The following is an 18,422-nucleotide window of genomic DNA, read 5'->3' as shown; positions in this document are numbered from 1 at the left end:
ACCAACTTTGACCGAGATTCTCAATGGCAAATTACGTCTATACCATGAACCGCGTGGGCAAAATCGTCCCGCCCAAGCGCCAGATCCTGAAAGATATTTCGCTGTCCTTCTTCCCAGGCGCGAAGATCGGCGTGCTGGGCCTGAACGGCTCCGGTAAGTCGACCTTGCTGAAAATTATGGCCGGCATCGATACCGACATCCAGGGCGAAGCGCGCCCGATGCCGGGTCTGAACATCGGCTACCTGCCGCAGGAACCGCAGCTGGACCCGGAAAAAACCGTGCGCCAGGAAGTCGAATCCGGCCTCGGCGAAGCATTTGAGGCGCAAGCCAAGCTGGACGCCGTGTACGCCGCCTACGCCGAAGAAGACGCCGACTTCGACGCGCTGGCCGCCGAACAGGCGCGTCTGGAAGCGATCATTTCGTCGTCCGATGGCGGCAATCTGAATCTGCAACTGGAAATGGCCGCCGACGCGCTGCGCCTGCCGCCATGGGATGCCAAGATCGGCGTGCTGTCCGGCGGTGAAAAACGCCGCGTGGCGCTGTGCAAGCTGCTGCTGTCCAAGCCGGACATGCTGCTGCTTGACGAACCAACCAACCACCTGGACGCCGAGTCCGTCGAATGGCTCGAACAATTCCTGCTGCGCTTCCCAGGCACCGTGGTCGGCATTACCCACGATCGCTACTTCCTGGACAACGCCGCCGAATGGATACTGGAACTGGACCGCGGCCATGGCATCCCATGGAAAGGCAACTACTCGTCGTGGCTGGACCAGAAGCAGGACCGCCTGAAACAGGAAGAAGCCACCGAGTCGGCCCGCCAGCGCGCGCTGCAAAAAGAACTGGAATGGTCGCGCCAGAATCCGAAGGCGCGCCAGGCCAAGTCGAAAGCCCGCCTGGCCCGCTTCAACGAGCTGAGCGAATACGAATACCAGAAGCGCAACGAGACCCAGGAGATCTTCATCCCGGTGGCCGAGCGCCTGGGCAACGAAGTGATCGAATTCAAGAACGTGTCGAAAGGCTTCGGCGACCGCCTGCTGCTGGACAATGTGTCCTTCACGATTCCGCCAGGCGCCATCGTCGGCATCATCGGCCCGAACGGCGCCGGTAAATCGACGCTGTTCAAGATGATCGCCGGTATCGACCAGCCGGACAGCGGCGAAGTGGTGATCGGCAAGACCGCGCGCATTTCGCTGGTGGATCAGAGCCGCGATGCACTGGCCGACAGCAAGACGGTGTTTGAGGACGTATCTGGCGGCGCGGACGTGCTCAGCGTGGGCCGCTTCGAAATGCCGTCGCGCGCCTACCTGGGCCGCTTCAACTTCAAGGGCGGCGACCAGCAGAAGATCGTCGGCAACCTGTCCGGTGGCGAACGCGGCCGTTTGCACCTGGCCAAAACCCTGCTGAAAGGCGGCAACGTTTTGCTGCTGGATGAACCGTCGAATGACCTGGACGTGGAAACCCTGCGCGCGCTGGAAGACGCGCTGCTGGAATTCGCCGGCTCGGTGATGGTGATCTCCCACGATCGCTGGTTCCTGGACCGTATCGCCACCCACATCCTGGCGTTTGAAGGCAACTCGCAAGTCACCTTCTTCGACGGTAACTACCAGGAGTACGAAGCCGACAAGAAGAAACGCCTGGGTGAAGAAGGCGCCAAGCCGAAGCGTATCCGCTACAAGCCGCTGACCAACTAAGATGAACCGCAACCGGCTTTACGTTGCGCTGATTCTGCTGGCGGTCGCCGGCTACTGGTTTTTTTCGCCGTATCTGACGGTGTACCAGTTGCAGACGGCGGCCCGCGCGGGTGACGCGGGGGCCTTCAACAAGCATGTCGATTATCCGGCCCTGCGCGAGAACCTGAAACAGCAACTGGCGGCCATAGCCGCCGAGCCGTCCGACGACAGTCTGGTCGGCAAGCTGGGATTGCTGGTGATCGACAAAGTGGTGAACGCCTTCGTGCGGCCGGAAGCGGTCATGCTGGCGATGCAGAAAGGCGTGTTCAAGCCGCAGCAGCAACACGCCGGGATTGAAGGCCAGGACGAGCCGGCGCAAAAGCCGGACTGGACTTCATCGCGCCAGGGCTTGAATACCTTCATCGTGCAGATGACGTCCGGCGATGACCAGGGCCGGCTGGCACTGGTGCTGCAACGCCAAGGCTACGCCGACTGGAAGTTGAGCGATATCCGGCTCCCCGCCGAAGTGCGCAAGCCATAAAATCAAAGGGCCGGGCCTGCATCATGCAGACCCGGCCCTTCTTACTTGAAGAGACTAAACGCGGCGCTTAGAAGTTGTAGCGCAGGCCGGCGGTGATCGCACCAGGCTTGCGGCCGGTGTCGATATCGGCCTTACCGTAGTTTTCATACTCCAGCGACACTTTCACGTTCTTGTTGATGGCGTACTCGCCACCGACCGAAGCGTACAGCGCGGTTTTGTTCTCGCTGCCAGCCACCGAAGCGATACCGGTGGTGCTCACTTCATTGTGGTTGCGCGCCACACCCAGCTTGCCGAACAGCGCGAAGTCGCGTGCTACAGGCCAGGTGCCTTTACCAGCCACATAGTAGGAATGCGCGTCGGTGTTGATGCCGCCGGCGGCGCCGCCTTGCGTGTAGTTGTAGCTGCGCTTGCCGAAGTCGGTATAACCGGCTTCCACCGCCCAGGTGTTGTCGATGTTGTAGCCACCGTAGACTTTGCCAGCGGCCTTGCTGCCGCTCTTGTTGTCGCTGCTCAGGGAACCAGCACCGGCATTGTCGAAGTCATAGCGGCTGCCGACCACGCCAGCACCGATGTAGCCGGTGCCTGCGGCGTCCTGCGTGTTGGATTGTGCGTAAGCAGCGGTGCCACTCAGGGCGGCGGCGGAAGCGACTAAGGCGAAAATAACTTTTTTCATGATTTTGATCTTTCAGCAAATGGTTAATACAAGTGGTCTTGCTTGGGATCGCAGTTACTATTGAATTGCGATGTGTCCAAGATAGCACTCGAACCAACAGCCGTCACGACCGAATTAGTAAGAAGTGTGACGAGATGTAAGCCAAACGATCATTGGCAAATTTCAAGATGCGCCAAACTTAAGACTAGCTTAAAATTTTTCGGAAAGTCAGGTTGATACGTGGCCCGCGCGCTCCCCGCTCCTTGTTGATGCCGTGCAGCCAATGCTGCTGCAAGGCGCCAGCCATCAGCAGCAGGCAGCCGTCGCCCAGCGCCAGCTTGACGGTTTTGGGCAGATCGCGATGCTTGAGGATAAACGTGCGCGGCGCGCCGAAGCTGACCGAAGCAATGGCGGGTTCCGGCCCCAGCTCGCGTTCATCATCGGCGTGGAAGCCCATGCTGTCGCGCTCATCGCGGTAATAGTTGAGCAGCACGCTGTTGAACTGACGGCCTGTGGCGCGCTCCACTGCCTGTTTGATGTGCAGCTGCAAGGCCGTGAATGGCTGCGGGTGGAAAGTTTTGCCGGAATAGCGGTAGCTGGCCTCGCCATGCCAGGCCGACAGGCGCGGCTGCTTGTGCAGTTTTCCCCAGACCTGGATGTCCTCGTGGCGCCAGCCGGTTTCCTGTACCAGCCGGCGCATCACCTCATCCGGCGCCAGATCCAGCGCCAGCCGCTGCTGGAACCATAGCTTGCCATCATCAATGGGGATGGAAGTGAGGGCGTGGTCGTCGGCAAATAAGTCCATGCACGGTATGATACCGGCACTACGCATTCACGGAGTTCCCCGCATGAAGAAACGCCAGTTCCTCGGCACGGCGGCCTTGGCCGGCCTGTCCGGCTTGTCCACTACCTTGCCGGCGCATGCCGCCGCGCCAGCCGGCCCTGCCCTGCTGACCGTGACCGGCGCCATCAGCAAGCCCAATCGCGGCAAGTTCGACCCGGCGCGCGATGTGATGATGGCCAAGCAGAAAATCGATTTTGAAAAGGCGCACGCTTTCGATTACGCTGCGCTGGCGGCGCTGCCGGCCGTCACCATCAAGCCGACGCTGGAATACGACGCCAAGCCGCACACTCTGCGCGGCCCGCTGCTGCTGGACGTGATGCAGGCGGCCGGCGCGGCACTGCGCGACGACACCAGGCTGATACTGCGGGCGGTGGATGGTTATGCGGCTGCGGTCACGGTCGCGCAAGCACGCGCGCAGCGCTGGATCGTCGCCACCCAGATGGATGGCACACCGATGGCACTGGGCGGGCTGGGGCCGTTGTGGGCCTTATGCGATGCGGACAGAGTGCCTGAGCTGGCCGCCATCCCGCTGGCGGGACGTTACGGTGGCGCGCCGTGGGCGCTCTATCACATCGAGGTGAGGACTTAGATTAAGCGTAGGCTTCAGCGAGGCTCATCACGCGTGGCGCGATGGTGATGCCGATGCCGCTGAACAGCGCGGTGATGGCGGCCATATTGGCTTCCAGTTCTTCAGCTTTCCAGCCTTCGAACAGGTCGGTGCCGGCTTTCTGGAAGTGCAGGTCCAGTACCTTGCCGCGATCTTTGTGGGTGTAGCCGCCGCTATAGGTCTGCTTGAAGCCGAGTGCGGCCAGTTGCGCCAGCACTTCGGTTGGCGGATTGTCCGGATCGGTCGCCAGGAACACGCCAAAGGTTTTGCCAGGCGGCTTGGCTGCGATATCCACATCGTAAATGCCTGGCGCTTTGGTGACGGTCGTACTTTTCAGAAATAACATGTTCTTACCCCTACTGTGCAAATTTGGCGCCGGTTAGCTAATATATTGATTCTTGTAGAAAACATTCTAAGAAACAAGCTTATTGCTAAACGCGTGGTTTGTCGACTAATCCCACACTTTATTTGTGAATTCGTAGCATTACGACTGCAAACCGTTGTCCCGGACAACAAAATCATCTACTTGAAATATAGTTGTTAAGGAATAATTTGCACGGAGATAAGCACAGAAGCGCTATTTCCGCCGTTTTCGCGCCGCCAGATCTGTAGTCGGAGCGACAAGAGCCTGATACAACGCTCCGGTCCCCTCATCCCATTGCGTCACCGCCTGCTGCTGGCGCGCCACGGTCGCCAGGTCGCCGCGCGCAATCGGCCCGCTGAGCGCGGCCGCCGCACCGAGGCGGAACACATTGTTCATCGATTCGCTGGCCAAGGGCTGCGCCAGCTGCCGCGCCACCGGTTCCGGAATGCCCGCCGCCTGGTAGGCGCGCAGCGCGGCGTCCAGGACGGTCACCAGGTAATTGCTGGCGAAGACCGCCGCCGCGTGATACACGGTCTTGGCCTCGGCGTTGATCGGCACCGGCTGCGCGCCGATCGCCTGCAAGGCCGGCGTCAGCACCGCCAGCGCGCCGGGGTCGCCTTCGATGCCGCAGAACGTGCCTGAAAATTGTGCAGCGACCACTGCCGGATCGGCAAAGCTGCGGATCGGATGCACGCTGGCGACCAGGGCGCCGGCGTCACGCGCGGCCTGGAGACGGTCGGAAGCCAGCGCGCCACTGCAATGGAACACAATGCTGCCCTGTAGCGGCACGGCGCGCGCCAGCGCCTCGCAGGCCGGTCCGATCTGATCGTCGCCGACCGCCAGCACATGCACGGCTGCCGCTTGCAGCTGCTCGTACGCTGCCACCGCGCTGCCAGCGCCGATAAAGTCCACTGCCTGCTGCGCCGAAGCCGGCGAACGCGTCAGCACCTGCTGGATGTTAAACACACTGCGCTGCGCGAACAGCCTGCCCAGCACGCGGCCCACATGGCCGGCGCCGATCAGGTTCAAGGTCGCCGCCATCAGAACCTCGATCCCGGCTGCTTGAGGAATTCCTGTTCGGCAGGCGTGGAAGCGCGCTGCAAAATGTCATTACGGTGCGGGAAACGGCCGAAGCGCTTGATCACATCGCGATGGCGCCTGGCGTAATCCAGCATGCCGGCGATGGCCTCATCGCCCGCTTCCGCTTCGGCCAGACGGGTGAACAGCGCCACCGCCTGCTCCTGCATCGCCAAGTCCTCCGCATGCTCCAGCGGCAGATAGACGAAGGCGCGCTCAAATGGCGCCAGGGTCTGGTCTTCGCCAGCGTCGATCATGTCCAGCGCGGCTGCCAGCGCCTGATGGTCGCCAGCGAAGGACAGCGGCGTATCACGGTAGACATTGCGGCAGAACTGATCCAGCACCAGGATCCGCGCCAGCGCGGCGCGCGGGCCGTCGGCGTCCCAGGCATGCAGGCCGCCTTCCAGCGCCTGCTCGATCTGCGCACCGAAGCGCTGTTCAATCTCGCGGTCGAAGCTATCGCTCTTCTGGAACCATTCCTTGCGCGGCAGCGTGCCGCCAAACCAGAAATCCAACACTGCCTGTGCTTGTGTATTCATATCAGTTGCGTGCATGGGTAAGCTGGAAGCTGTGGATGCCCTCGAACTCGGCCAGTTCCGCCGACAGTACCGCCATCGGCGCGCCGCTGCGCTTGCTGAAGGCGATGGCGACAAAGCGCCACTCCTGCATGCCGCCATCGCTACCGATCATCAGCGAGCCGCCGGCGATTTCATAGCCGCGCTGCGCGGCCATCGCCCTCAACGCCGGCTCCTGCGGCCTATAGCCAGCCTTGAAGCGCATGGTGATGGCGATCGCGTGGCGCGACGGCAGCCAGGCTTCCACCTTGGTCAAAAAGATCATCGAACCCGCGCACAGCAGCGCCAGGCCCATCGCGCCCAAATAAAACCCGACACCGACCATGACGCCGATCACCGACGACGCCCAGATCGACGCGGCAGTGGTCAGGCCGCTGATGTTAAAACCTTCGCGCATGATGACGCCGGCGCCGAGGAAACCGATGCCGGTGACGATGCCCTGCACGATGCGGGTCGGATCGGAGTTCACCAGATAGGTCGACACATGGCCGCCAAACCAGTGGCCAGGATAGCCACCGATCACCGTCAGCGCGGCAGACGCCATGCACACCAGGCCATAAGTGCGCATGCCGGCCGCGCGGCCGTGGTAAGAACGCTCATAGCCCACCAGCAGGCCCAGTACCAAGGCGCCCAGCAGATTCAGCAAAATCACCGCGTTGGTGGCGATTTCGGAATGCGACCAGTAAGCCTGCAGGAATTCAATGGCGGGCATACACGCCCCTTTCTGTTATTTTTTAATGAGCTGTTTTTCGAAAGCGATATCCAGCTTGCTGACGCGTTTGGGCGCCAGCGGCGCGATGCCATTGACGAAAGCGACAAATTCATCCAGCTCCATCGGCGCGTTCAGCGGCGGATTGCCGGCGCCCTCGGACAGGAAGAAATGGCCATTGCCAGTGACTGACATCGAGTATTTCTCGTTGCCGGTGCGGCGCTTCAGGCGATCAATCGCCGATGTAGCGCGGGTTGCGCGTCCACTCATACAGCCTCCGTTCGTGTGTGCAGCCACGCCAGCGCGTCGCCGGACAGCAGCGGCGACAGGCGCTTGCGCACCGTGGCGTGGTAATCGTTGAGCCAGCGCTTCTCGTCGTCGCGCAGCAGCGCGGTTTCGATGCAGCGGGTGTCGATCGGGCACATGGTTAATGTCTCAAAATTCAGGAATTCGCCAAACTCGGTCTGGCCGGCTGGGCGGTTAAGCACCAGGTTCTCAATGCGGATGCCCCAGCGCCCCGGCCGGTACAGGCCCGGCTCGATGGAAGTGATCATGCCCGGCTCCATCGCGGTGTGCGGCTCCGGCATGGCCGATGGCGAGATTGATTGCGGGCCTTCATGCACGTTCAGGAAGTAGCCGACGCCGTGACCGGTGCCATGACCGAAGTCCAGTCCTTCCGCCCACAGCGGCGCGCGGGCGATGGCGTCCAGCATCGGCGACTTGGTCCCGCGCGGGAAGCGGGTCGCAGACAAGGCAATCATCCCCTTCAGTACCAGCGTGAAATCGCGGCGGTGTTCCTCAGTGATGCGGCCGACCGCCACCACCCGGGTGATGTCGGTGGTGCCGCCCAGGTACTGGCCGCCGGAATCGATCAGCAGCAGGCCGTTGCCTTCGATGGTGGCGTGGCGCGCCTCTGTGGCGCGGTAATGCATGATGGCGCCGTTGGCGCCGAAGCCGGCGATGGTTGCAAAGCTTGGACTGATGAAGTGCGGACGGCGCGCGCGGGCGCCGGTGATTTGCCGGTCGATTTCCACTTCAGTCAGCGGCGCGCGATGGCTATCGGCCAGTGTCTGCTCCAGCCAGGTGAAGAATTCGCACAGCGCAGCGCCGTCCTGGTCCATCGTGGCGCGGATGTGGATTACATCCTGCTCGCTCTTGCGCGACTTGGCCAGCGTGGTCGGGTTGATCGCTTCGATGACTTTGACCTTGGCTGGTATCCACTGGCGGGTGCCGTAGGTGATGCGGCGCGGATCGATCAGCAAGGTGGCGTCGGCCGGCAGCGCGGCCAGCGCGGCGGCGGCGGCTTCGTAGGGCGCGACATCGATGCCCTCATCGGCCAGCGCGGCGCGCAAATCGGGCGAGATTTTGCCGTCGGCGACGTAAATCGTGGCGCGCGTAGGCGTGACCAGTGCATGCGACAGGAAAATCGGGTTGAAGTTGACGTCGGCGCCACGCAGATTGAACAGGTAGGCGATATCGTCCAGCGTCGACATCAGGTGGCGGCTGGCGCCGGCCTGCTGCATGGCGCCGCGCAAATCAGCCAGCTTGCCGCTGCGGCTTTTCGACGCATACGGCGGCAGATGCTCGAAGATCGGCGCCACCGGCAGCGCTGGGCGGTCTTGCCAGACTTGCTGCAGCAGATCGAAATCGGTGCGCAGCTTGACGTCGGCCGCGTCCAGCGCGCTTTGCAGCATGCGGGCGATGGCCAGGCCCAGCACCGCGCCGTCGACTGCCAGCGTCTGGCCGGATTTCAGGTGGCTTGCCAGCCAGTCTATATATTGTACGCTGGCGCCGGATGGCAGCTTCATCAGCTGGATGCCGGTTTCCAGCAATTGCTGTTCGGCCTGGGTCCAGTAACGGGCGTCGGTCCACAGGCCGGCGAATTCCGGCGTGATGACGAAGGTGCCGACCGAACCGGTAAATCCGGACGCCCATTCGCGGCCCTGCCAGCGCTCGGGCAGGTATTCGGACAGATGCGGATCGGCTGACGGGATCATCAGCGCATCGATGTGATGCTGGCGCATCGCCGCCCGCAACAGCGCCAGGCGCTCGGCGACTTGGGATGAGGTTGGAGTATCCATGGAAAAGTTCTCAATATCTTGTCCGTATGATACTCCGATTGGGCTACCTGCTAGTCGCAGAAAGCACGCTGTCCGCCACATGCTGAGAAAACTCTTTATCTTTGACGGGTATGGAACGGCTGCGGCCGTTCTCCATAATTGCAGCATATTCAGGGGACACATCAATGACAAATCCCAGTGCAACCCCTTTTCCATTCCTTATCGAAGTACAAAAATAGCCTTTCTGGCGATCAATATTGCAGCCTTTTTGGTAGTTCGCTTTTCATCCAAAGCCAGCTTCTTACCCATGGTTTACGATTCCAATTATCGGAAAGAATAGAATATCACCTATGACGTTCATGAATTTATTGCCATTGAAATTTTTCCTTTATTTTTTTCATCCAGGTTGTTTCATCTAATGAGAAAAATTATTTGGTATTGTTTGCTTATGGCAGTAAGAAACCCTGTAAAAATTTGCATAAAATCTGAGTATGCATACAAAAATATTCGGCTGATTTTTTAGGAAAAAGCTCATAGTTAAAATTCAAAGTCCTCATGTAACTCTGATGAAACGCCACACCAACTAATCTTGTCTCTACAGCTAGGGTTGCGCCGAAATTTGGCTTATCCATGCTAATTTTTAGCATGGATGAGCATGATTTCATAACAGATTGGTTTAGCTAATCAATTAGTTGCAAGATGTTTGCATCGATCAGACGTTTTTGCGACGCACCATGGAAAAATCCCTGTTTTGAGCCGCAGCACGCTAATATGGCTGAATAAAATCGCAACCGGAGACACTGGTGCAAATAGAGCAGGAGACTTTTCCTCGTCGCTTACTTGCGCACGGCCAGACCAGGCCGGGGAAACCTGCATTTCGTGAAAAGCATCTGGGTATTTGGCAAAGCTGGGATTGGGCACAGGTTAATAACGAAGTCCGCTTCCTGGCGTGTGGATTGGCTGCGCTCGGTTTTCAGCGGGGAATGAATCTGGCAATTATCGGCGATAACCGTCCACGCTTATATTGGTCCATGCTGGCTGCACAATGTCTGGGTGGTGTGCCTGTACCGCTTTATCAGGATGCACCCGCCGCCGATATGGCTTATGTACTGGAAAACGCTGAAATCCAATACGCCATCGTCGAAGATCAGGAACAGGTCGATAAATTACTGGAATTAAAATCTATTTATCCACACCTGCGGCATATCGCTTATGACGACGAACGCGGCATGCGGCATTATCGTCAGCAAGAATTCATTTCTTTCACCAGGCTGCAGGAAATCGGCAGCGCATGGGATAAAGCCCATCCGGGCTTTTTTGAAGCCAATATCGCGGAAGGGCGCGGCAGCGATAACGCCGTCATCCTGTATACCTCCGGCACCACCGGCAAACCCAAAGGCGTATGCCAGACCCACGCCGCACTGCTGGCAGCCGGCGACGGCGGCGTCAGCTTCGAACGCCTGACTGATAAAGAAGATATTCTTTCCTATCTGCCCATGGCTTGGGTGGGCGATTGCCTGTTCTCCTTCGCGCAGGCGATGAGCGCCGGTTTCACCGTCAATTGTCCGGAATCCAGCGAAACAGTCATGACCGATATGCGCGAAATCGGCCCCACTTATTACTTCGCTCCGCCGCGCGTGTTCGAGAACATGCTGACCATGGTGATGATACGGATGGAGGACGCCGGCGCCATCAAGCGACGCCTGTTCCACTACTTTATGGACGTGGCGCGCCGCTGCGGTGCGCAAATTTTAGACAGCAAGCCGGTGCCGCTGGCCGACCGGCTGCGCTACGCAGTGGGCAAAGTGCTGATCTACGGACCGCTGAAAAACGTGCTGGGCATGTCGCGCATCCGCGTCGCCTACACCGCCGGCGCCGCGATCGGGCCGGATCTGTTCCGCTTCTATCGCTCTATCGGCATCAATCTGAAGCAGTTTTACGGCTCCACCGAAACATGCGCCTATATCTGTTTGCAACCGGACGGCCAGATCAAGTTCGACAGCGTCGGCCTGCCGGCACCTGGCGTGGAGGTCAAACTGGCCGATAATGGCGAAGTATTGGTGAAATCACCAACCTTGATGGACTGCTACTACAAACGTCCCGACGCCACCAGTGCCGCCATCGACGCCCAGGGCTATTTCCACACCGGCGACGCCGGCCTGTTCGACAGCGACGGCCACTTGAAGATTATCGACCGCGCGGCCGACGTCGGGCGCATGAACAGCGGCGCAATCTTTGCCCCCAACTACATCGAAAACAAACTCAAGTTCTTCCCGTTTATCAAAGAGGCCGTGGTTTTCGGCCACCAGCGCGACGTGGTGTGCGCCTTCATCAACATCGACATCGAAGCTGTGGGTAACTGGGTGGAACGCCGTGGCCTCGCCTACTCCGGCTACACCGACCTGGCCGCGCAGGCCACTGTCTATGATCTGGTGCGCGACTGCATCGAACAAGTCAACGCCAGCCTGGCTGCGGAACCGGGCATGGGCGGCACGCAAATCCACCGCTACCTCGTGCTGCACAAGGAACTCGACCCGGACGACGATGAGCTGACCCGCACGCGCAAAGTACGCCGCGCCTTCGTCGCCGAGAAGTACGCAGTGCTGATCGCGGCGCTTTACCAAGACAAGGTCACGCAATACATAGAGACGCAGGTGAAATTCGAGGACGGCCGCAGCGGCACGGTGGCGGCGAACTTGCAGATCGCTTCCTGTCAGACCTTCCCTGCCGTGCAGGCAGCCGCATGACGGAGCGCGCGCCCATGCAGATGAACGTACCAGAAGCGCACTTCGGCGCAGCGCGGCGGCAAACCGGGCCGGTCATCCTCGACTTGCGGAATATCTCGCTGTCCTTCGGCGGCGTGCGCGCGCTGAGTGATATTTCCTTCGACGTGCGCCAGCATGAAATCCGCGCCATCATCGGCCCGAACGGCGCGGGAAAAAGCTCCATGCTGAATGTGATCAATGGCGTGTACCGCCCACAGCAGGGACAGATCATTTATCGCGGCGAGATGCGCAAGAATATGGATTGCCATGCCGCCGCCAAGTCCGGCATCGCGCGCACCTTCCAGAACATCGCACTGTTCAAGGGCATGTCGGTGCTGGACAACATCATGACCGGCCGGAATCTGAAGATGACATCCAGCTTCCTGCTGCAAGCCTTGCACTGGGGCCCGGCGCGGCGCGAGGAAATCGCCCACCGCATCAAGGCCGAGGAAATCATCGACTTCCTGGAGATCCAGGCGATTCGCCACACGCCCGCCGGCCGCTTGCCGTATGGGCTGCAAAAACGCGTGGAGCTGGGCCGCGCGCTGGCCGCCGAGCCGGAAGTGCTGCTGCTGGACGAGCCGATGGCCGGCATGAATGTCGAGGAAAAACAGGATATGTGCCGCTTCATCCTCGACGTGAACGACCAATTCGGCACCACCATTGTGCTGATCGAGCATGATATGAGCGTGGTGATGGATCTTTCCGACCGCGTGGTGGTGCTGGACTACGGCAAAAAAATCGCCGACGGCACGCCGGAGCAGGTGCGCTGCAATCAGGATGTCATCAACGCCTATCTGGGAGTATCCTGCGCATGAACTTCTTCCTTGAAGTGCTGATCGGCGGCCTGCTCTCCGGCGTGATGTACGCGCTGGTGGCGATCGGTTTTGTATTGATTTACAAGGCCTCTGGCGTGTTCAATTTCGCCCAGGGCGCGATGGTCTATTTCGCCGCGCTGACCTGCGCCGGCGTGATGGACCTGCTGCACGTTTCGCTGTGGATCGCAGTGCCAGTCACCATCGCGGTGATGATATTGCTTGGGAGCGCGATCGAACGGGTGGTGTTGCGCCCGCTGGTCAATCAGCCGGAAATCACGCTGTTCATGGCGACCATCGGCCTGGCCTTCTTCATCGAAGGCCTGGCGCAGCTGCTGTTTGGGGCGCAGGTACGCAAGCTGGAACTGCCGGTGGAAGACGTGCCATCGCAGTATCTGCTGGACCACTACAACATCCTGGTTTCGCAGTTCGACATAATGGCCGCTGCGGTATGCGGCCTGCTGGTGACCACGCTGGCCCTGCTGTTCTCCAAAACCAAAGTAGGCCGCGCGCTGCGCGCGGTCGCCGATGACCATCAGGCGGCGCTGGCGGTCGGCATTCCTTTGCAGCGCATCTGGGCCGTGCTGTGGGCGGTGGCCGGCGTGGTCGCGCTGGTGGCGGGGCTGCTATGGGGCGCGCGCAACGGCGTACAGTTCGCGCTGACCTTTGTCGCGCTGAAGGCACTGCCGGTGCTGATACTCGGCGGCTTTACGTCGATGCCAGGCGCGATTGTCGGTGGGCTGATCATCGGCGCGTCTGAAAAACTGGCCGAGGTGTACATCGGCCCAATGGTGGGCGGCGGCATCGAGGGCTGGTTCCCGTATGTGCTGGCTTTGTTGCTCCTGCTGGTGCGGCCGGAAGGGCTGTTCGGCGAAAAAATTATCCGCAGAATCTAAAGGGACCTAGCCATGCTTTACCGCGAAGCAGGACAGTTCAAAACCAGCTATGAAGCCGATGGTCAGATTTTCCCCATCCTGCAGGATCGCATCGCGCTGCTTGCCTTGCTGGGCGTCGCGGTGCTGCTGGTGCCCTGGCTGGCGTCGCCCTATCTGCTGTCGGCGATCCTGATACCGTTTTTGATTTTCTCGCTGGCCGCGCTGGGCCTGAATATCCTGACCGGCTATGCCGGCCAGCTGTCACTCGGCACTGCGGCCTTCATGGCGGTCGGCGCGTTCGCGTCGTATAACTTCATCCTGCGGATTCCCGGCCTGCCGGTACTGGCGGCGTTTGCGCTGGGTGGCTTGAGCGCGGCGCTGGTGGGGGTCGCCTTCGGCCTGCCATCGCTGCGCATCCGTGGTTTCTACCTGGCCGCCGCCACGCTGGCCACGCAATTCTTCGTGGTCTGGTGCCTGACCAAGATTCCCTACCTGACCAACTACAGCAGCTCTGGCGTGATCACCGCGCAGCCTGTCATCATTTTCGGCTACGGCTTCGACACGCCTGGCCGCAAATACCTGCTGGTGCTGGCGGTGGTGGCGGTCATGGCGCTGCTGGCCAAGAATATGATCCGCTCCAATATCGGCCGTTCATGGATGGCGGTGCGCGACATGGATGTGGCGGCCGAAGTGATCGGCTTTCGCCTGATGCGTACCAAGCTGCTGGCCTTCGCCATCAGTTCCTTTTATTGCGGCGTGGCTGGTGCGCTGTATGCGTATGCCTATCTCGGCACGGTAGAGCCAGAGGCCTACAACCTCGATCTGTCGTTCCGCATCCTGTTCATGATTATCATTGGTGGCGTCGGCTCGGTGCTGGGCTCCTTCCTCGGCGCGGCCTTCATCGTGCTGCTGCCGGTGCTGCTGAATAGGGTGGCACACAGCCTTGCGCTGCCGACCAGCGTCGCCTCCAATCTCGAACTCATGGTATTTGGCGCGCTGATCATATTTTTCCTGATCGTCGAACCCCACGGCCTTGCGCGCCTGTGGCAAATTGGTAAAGAGAAGTTGCGTCTGTGGCCGTTCCCCCATTAACAATCGCGGAGACACACTATGAAACGCTTAACGTCCTTCATCGCCGGCATCACGCTGGCCGCCAGCGGCGCCGCCAGCGCGCAGCCGGCGGAGCAGTACGTCGCCCTCCCCTCTTATCGCGTCGGCCCTTATGCAGCGGGCGGTTCTGGATTTTATGGCGGCATTATCGACTACTTCAACCTGGTCAATCTGTCGGGCGGCGTCAATGGTGTGAAGATCGCATGGGAGGAGTGCGAGACTGAATACAACCCGTCGCGCGGCGTGGAATGCTATGAGCGTCTGAAAACCAGGAACGGCGGCGCAACACTGGTCGAACCACTCTCCACCGGCGTGGCCTACGGCATTCTTGACCGCCTGGCGGTGGATAAAATCCCGATGACGATGATCGGCTATGGCCGCTCTGACGCCGCCAACGGCAAAGTCTTCCCTTATGTCTTCCCGCTGATTACCAGCTACTGGAATCAGGCGGCAGGCATGATCAAGTACCTGGGCGACAAGGAAGGTGGCATGGCCAAGCTCAAAGGGAAAAAGATCGTCCACCTGTATCACGACTCGGCGTTCGGCAAAGAACCCTTGCCGGTGCTAGAAGCGCTGGCGAAACTGCACGGCTTTGATCTGGTCAAAATTCCAGTCACGCCACCGGGCAGCGAACAGCAATCGCAATGGCTGCAGATACGCCAGGCCAGGCCGGACCATGTGATCCTGTGGGGCTGGGGATCCATGAACGCGGTGGCGATCAAGACCGCGCAGCGCAACGGCTTCCCGCGCGAGAAAATCCTCGGCGTCTGGTGGGCCGGCTCGGAAGAAGACACCGTGCCAACCGGCGACGCCGCCAAAGGCTATAGCGCAATGACCTTTAATACGCCGGGCAATTATCCTGTGCTGGATGACATCCGCAAGAAACTCTACGGCGCGGGCAAAGGCAATCTGGCGGATGCATCGCGCATCGGCAGCGTGTACCACATGCGCGGCGTCAGCGCGGCCATCCTGTGGGTAGAGGCGATGCGCACGGCGCAGGAAAAATTCGGCAAGGGTAAGCGCGTCAGCGGAGAACAACTGCGCTGGGGCCTGGAAAACCTGAACGTGGACGAAGCGCGGCAAAAATCCATCGGCGCTTTAGGCATGCTGCCGGTGGTGAAGACCAGCTGCGACGACCATGAAGGCTCCGGTGCGGTGAAAGTGCAGCAATGGGATGGCAAAAAATGGAACGCCGTGACGCCCAACTGGATCGTCGGCGACAAGGCCCTGACCCGCAAGCTGCTGGAAGAAAGCTCTGCGGCTTACGCGGCCGAGAAAAAAATCACGCCGGCGTGCGCGAAATGAGCAGCGTTCCTTATCTGTCTGTGAATAACGTTGAAGTTATCTACAACCACGTCATCCTGGTGCTGAAAGGCGTGTCGCTGCAAGTCCCGCAGGGAAAAATCGTGGCCCTGCTGGGCGCCAACGGCGCCGGCAAGTCCACCACGCTGAAAACCATCTCCACGCTGCTGCGCGGCGAGCGCGGCGATGTCACCAAGGGCGAAGTGCAATTCAAAGGCGAACGCATCGACCATTTGACGCCAAATGAGTTGGTCAAGCGCGGCCTGTCGCAAGTGATGGAAGGCCGCCACTGCTTCGGCCATTTGACCATCGAAGAAAATCTTCTGACTGGCGCGTACACCCGCAGCGCCTCGCGGGCGGAGTTAAAGGAATCGCTGGAAAAGGTCTACCACTACTTCCCGCGCCTGAAGACGCGCCGCCACAGCCAGGCCGGCTACACCTCCGGCGGCGAACAACAGATGTGCGCACTCGGCCGCGCCCTGATGGCCAAGCCGTCGATGATCTTGCTGGATGAACCGTCGATGGGCATCGCGCCGCAGATCGTTGAAGAGATCTTCGGCATCGTCAAGGACTTGAACAGCACGGAAAATGTCTCCTTCCTGCTGGCCGAGCAAAACACCAGCATCGCCTTGCGCTACGCGGACTTCGGCTACATCCTGGAAAACGGCCGTGTGGTGATGGAAGGTGCTGCCAGCGATCTGGCCTGCAACGAGGACGTCAAAGAGTTCTACCTGGGCGTATCCGGCGCAGGCCGCACCAGCTTCCGCGACATGAAATTCTACCGGCGCCGCAAGCGCTGGCTGGCTTAAGGAATTCTATGAATCTCAACAAGGCGAAAGCCTACTGCCGCAAACTGCCCGGCGCGAGCGAAGACATCAAATGGGAAAGCAATCTGGTGTTCTCGGTCGGCGCGAAGATGTTTGCCGTCACTGGCGCCGATGGCAGCGAGCGTGGCATCAGTTTCAAAGTCGATGATGACCGCTTCCTGGAATTGACCGACCGCCCCGGCATCATTCCGGCGCCGTACTTGGCCCGCGCCAAATGGGTCTATATCGAAGACGCCAAAGCGATCAGCGATGCAGAGCTGGCCGGACTGTTGCAACGGTCCTACCAACTGGTGTTCGCCAAACTGACCAAGAAGCTGCAACGCGAAATTCAAGGAGGCTGACCATGGAAGAGGCACTCGACCCACTGGAAACCCGCGCACAGGACAGGCGCGAGCGCGATTTGATGGCGCGCCTGCCACAGCTGGTGGCGCACGCCAAGGCGGCGGCCGGATGGTCGCGCATTCTCAAGGATATCAACGCGGCCGACATCAACAGCCGCGCGGCGCTGGCCACGCTGCCGGTCACGCACAAGTCAGAACTACAGGCGCTGCAAACACAGCAAATGCCATTCGGTGGCTTAAACACTACGCCGCTCGGCCAGCTGGCGCGCATCTATATGTCGCCCGGCCCCATTTTCGATCCAGAAGGCCGTGGCCAGGACTGGTGGCGCTTCGCCCGTCCCTTGCATGCTGCCGGTGTACGCAGGGGCGGACTGCTGCATAACTGCTTTTCCTATCACTTCACGCCGGCGGCCTTCATGGTCGAAGGCGGCGCCGCGCGGATCGGCTGCGCGGTGATCCCGGCCGGCAGCGGCCAGACCGAAATGCAGGTGCAGGCGATACACGCGCTGCAGCCCGATACCTATGTCGGCACGCCGTCCTTTTTGAAGCTGATCATCGAAAAGGCGCAGGAGATGGCGGTGGACATCAGCAGCATCCGGCGCGCGCTGGTCAGCGCCGAGGCGCTGCCGGAATCGCTGCGCAGCTGGCTGGCCGAGCATGGCGTGCCCTGCGTGCTACAGGTGTACGCCTCCGCCGACATCGGCAGCATCGCCTACGAAACCCGCAGCGGCGAGCTACGCGATCCCGGCATGGTGCTGGATGAAGAAGTGATACTGGAAATCGTCCGCCCCGGCAGCGGCGAGCCTGTGCCGGCGGGCGAAGTGGGCGAGGTGGTGGTCACGGTATTCAATCCGGACTATCCCTTGATACGTTTCGCCACCGGCGACCTGTCGGCGATTCTGACCGACACGCCGCCCTCGCCATGCGGCCGCACCAATACCCGCATCAAAGGCTGGCTGGGACGCGCCGACCAGACCACCAAGATACGCGGCATGTTCGTCCACCCGTCGCAGGTGCATGAGATTGCGCGCCGCCATCCGCACATCATCAAGGCACGGCTGGTGGTATCGGGCCAGATCGCGCACGAGACCATGACCCTGCATTGCGAAGTGGCCGATCCCGCCAGCGCCAGCGGCGCGGACATCGTCGAGTCCATCCGCGTGCTGACCAAGCTACGCGGCGAAGTGCAGTTTGTTGCGCCAGGCAGCCTGCCCAACGACGGCAAGGTGATCGCAGATGTGCGGGATTATGCGTAATTGAGGGATAATAACGGACTTCACTTCAGGCA

Annotated in this window: 19 protein-coding genes; 11 read left to right on the top strand and 8 right to left on the bottom strand. The window is 60.5% G+C overall.

Translation table 11 applies throughout. The features are described 5' to 3' along the window. The first annotated feature begins 23 nt into the window (after positions 1-23). Together ettA and KW842_RS25865 are read left to right on the top strand one after the other, a co-directional pair. A complete protein-coding gene (gene ettA / locus KW842_RS25870; protein ID WP_090188862.1) occupies positions 24-1,691 on the top strand; it encodes an energy-dependent translational throttle protein EttA in 1,668 nt (555 codons plus the stop codon). 1 nt (position 1,692) lies between these two features. Continuing rightward, complete coding sequence (locus KW842_RS25865) at positions 1,693-2,211, top strand: DUF2939 domain-containing protein (RefSeq protein WP_218307006.1); 519 nt, start codon at positions 1,693-1,695, stop codon at positions 2,209-2,211. A 67-nt stretch (positions 2,212-2,278) separates the two neighbouring features. Here the strand turns inward: KW842_RS25865 and KW842_RS25860 are convergent, their stop codons facing one another. Both KW842_RS25860 and KW842_RS25855 read right to left on the bottom strand, forming a co-directional pair. After that, complete coding sequence (locus KW842_RS25860; protein WP_218307004.1) at positions 2,279-2,884, bottom strand: outer membrane beta-barrel protein; 606 nt, start codon at positions 2,882-2,884, stop codon at positions 2,279-2,281. 184 nt (positions 2,885-3,068) lie between these two features. Further along, positions 3,069-3,668 carry an alpha-ketoglutarate-dependent dioxygenase AlkB gene (locus KW842_RS25855; protein ID WP_218307003.1) on the bottom strand — a complete coding sequence of 200 codons (600 nt, stop codon included), beginning with the start codon at positions 3,666-3,668 and terminating at the stop codon, positions 3,069-3,071. A 43-nt stretch (positions 3,669-3,711) separates the two neighbouring features. Here KW842_RS25855 and KW842_RS25850 point away from each other — a divergent pair, with 43 nt between their 5' ends. Beyond that, positions 3,712-4,296 (top strand): molybdopterin-dependent oxidoreductase, encoded by a 585-nt coding sequence (locus tag KW842_RS25850; RefSeq protein ID WP_218307001.1) that lies wholly within the window; start codon positions 3,712-3,714, stop codon positions 4,294-4,296. Between the two features lies 1 nt (position 4,297). On the opposite strand, the gene KW842_RS25845 is transcribed toward KW842_RS25850, so the two are convergent. The 6 genes from KW842_RS25845 to KW842_RS25820 all read right to left on the bottom strand — a co-directional run bounded on the left by KW842_RS25845 (position 4,298) and on the right by KW842_RS25820 (position 9,120). After that, positions 4,298-4,660 (bottom strand): hypothetical protein, encoded by a 363-nt coding sequence (locus tag KW842_RS25845; RefSeq protein WP_218307000.1) that lies wholly within the window; start codon positions 4,658-4,660, stop codon positions 4,298-4,300. Between the two features lie 231 nt (positions 4,661-4,891). Beyond that, positions 4,892-5,719: a Rossmann-like and DUF2520 domain-containing protein gene (locus KW842_RS25840; RefSeq protein ID WP_218306999.1), complete on the bottom strand. Its 828-nt coding sequence runs from the start codon at positions 5,717-5,719 to the stop codon at positions 4,892-4,894. Next, entirely contained in the window at positions 5,719-6,294 is a 576-nt protein-coding gene (locus KW842_RS25835) for a DUF924 family protein (RefSeq protein ID WP_218306998.1), read from the bottom strand. The genes KW842_RS25840 and KW842_RS25835 overlap by 1 nt, the downstream gene beginning before the upstream one ends. Position 6,295: 1 nt before the next feature. Continuing rightward, positions 6,296-7,042: an MgtC/SapB family protein gene (locus tag KW842_RS25830; RefSeq protein ID WP_218306997.1), complete on the bottom strand. Its 747-nt coding sequence runs from the start codon at positions 7,040-7,042 to the stop codon at positions 6,296-6,298. 15 nt (positions 7,043-7,057) lie between these two features. Then, positions 7,058-7,309 carry a hypothetical protein gene (locus KW842_RS25825; RefSeq protein ID WP_218306995.1) on the bottom strand — a complete coding sequence of 84 codons (252 nt, stop codon included), beginning with the start codon at positions 7,307-7,309 and terminating at the stop codon, positions 7,058-7,060. Next, positions 7,306-9,120 (bottom strand): aminopeptidase P family protein, encoded by a 1,815-nt coding sequence (locus KW842_RS25820; protein WP_218306994.1) that lies wholly within the window; start codon positions 9,118-9,120, stop codon positions 7,306-7,308. Before KW842_RS25820 ends, KW842_RS25825 begins: the two co-directional genes overlap by 4 nt. Positions 9,121-9,899: 779 nt before the next feature. Here KW842_RS25820 and KW842_RS25815 point away from each other — a divergent pair. From KW842_RS25815 to KW842_RS25780, 8 genes are read left to right on the top strand one after another with little or no spacing between them, the layout of a single operon-like run. Next, entirely contained in the window at positions 9,900-11,846 is a 1,947-nt protein-coding gene (locus tag KW842_RS25815; protein ID WP_229223917.1) for an AMP-binding protein, read from the top strand. 14 nt (positions 11,847-11,860) lie between these two features. After that, entirely contained in the window at positions 11,861-12,682 is an 822-nt protein-coding gene (locus KW842_RS25810) for an ABC transporter ATP-binding protein (protein WP_229223909.1), read from the top strand. Beyond that, complete coding sequence (locus tag KW842_RS25805) at positions 12,679-13,575, top strand: branched-chain amino acid ABC transporter permease (RefSeq protein WP_218306990.1); 897 nt, start codon at positions 12,679-12,681, stop codon at positions 13,573-13,575. The genes KW842_RS25810 and KW842_RS25805 overlap by 4 nt, the downstream gene beginning before the upstream one ends. Before the next feature lie 12 nt (positions 13,576-13,587). Next, complete coding sequence (locus KW842_RS25800) at positions 13,588-14,646, top strand: branched-chain amino acid ABC transporter permease (protein WP_218306989.1); 1,059 nt, start codon at positions 13,588-13,590, stop codon at positions 14,644-14,646. A gap of 18 nt (positions 14,647-14,664) precedes the next feature. After that, positions 14,665-15,969, top strand: a complete 1,305-nt coding sequence (locus KW842_RS25795) for an ABC transporter substrate-binding protein (protein WP_218306987.1) — start codon at positions 14,665-14,667, stop codon at positions 15,967-15,969. Further along, positions 15,966-16,775 (top strand): ABC transporter ATP-binding protein, encoded by an 810-nt coding sequence (locus KW842_RS25790; protein ID WP_218306986.1) that lies wholly within the window; start codon positions 15,966-15,968, stop codon positions 16,773-16,775. Before KW842_RS25795 ends, KW842_RS25790 begins: the two co-directional genes overlap by 4 nt. An 8-nt stretch (positions 16,776-16,783) precedes the next feature. Next, entirely contained in the window at positions 16,784-17,134 is a 351-nt protein-coding gene (locus KW842_RS25785; protein ID WP_218306985.1) for an MmcQ/YjbR family DNA-binding protein, read from the top strand. A gap of 2 nt (positions 17,135-17,136) precedes the next feature. Then, positions 17,137-18,390: a phenylacetate--CoA ligase family protein gene (locus tag KW842_RS25780; RefSeq protein WP_218306984.1), complete on the top strand. Its 1,254-nt coding sequence runs from the start codon at positions 17,137-17,139 to the stop codon at positions 18,388-18,390. Positions 18,391-18,422 lie beyond the last annotated feature (32 nt).

Origin of the sequence: Duganella sp. sic0402, from assembly GCF_019219065.1 — a bacterium.
In the GTDB taxonomy this organism is placed as follows: Bacteria; Pseudomonadota; Gammaproteobacteria; order Burkholderiales; family Burkholderiaceae_D; genus Rugamonas.
The sequence above is the reverse complement of the archived record's forward strand: the minus strand, read 5'-3'. Positions and strand labels throughout refer to the sequence as shown.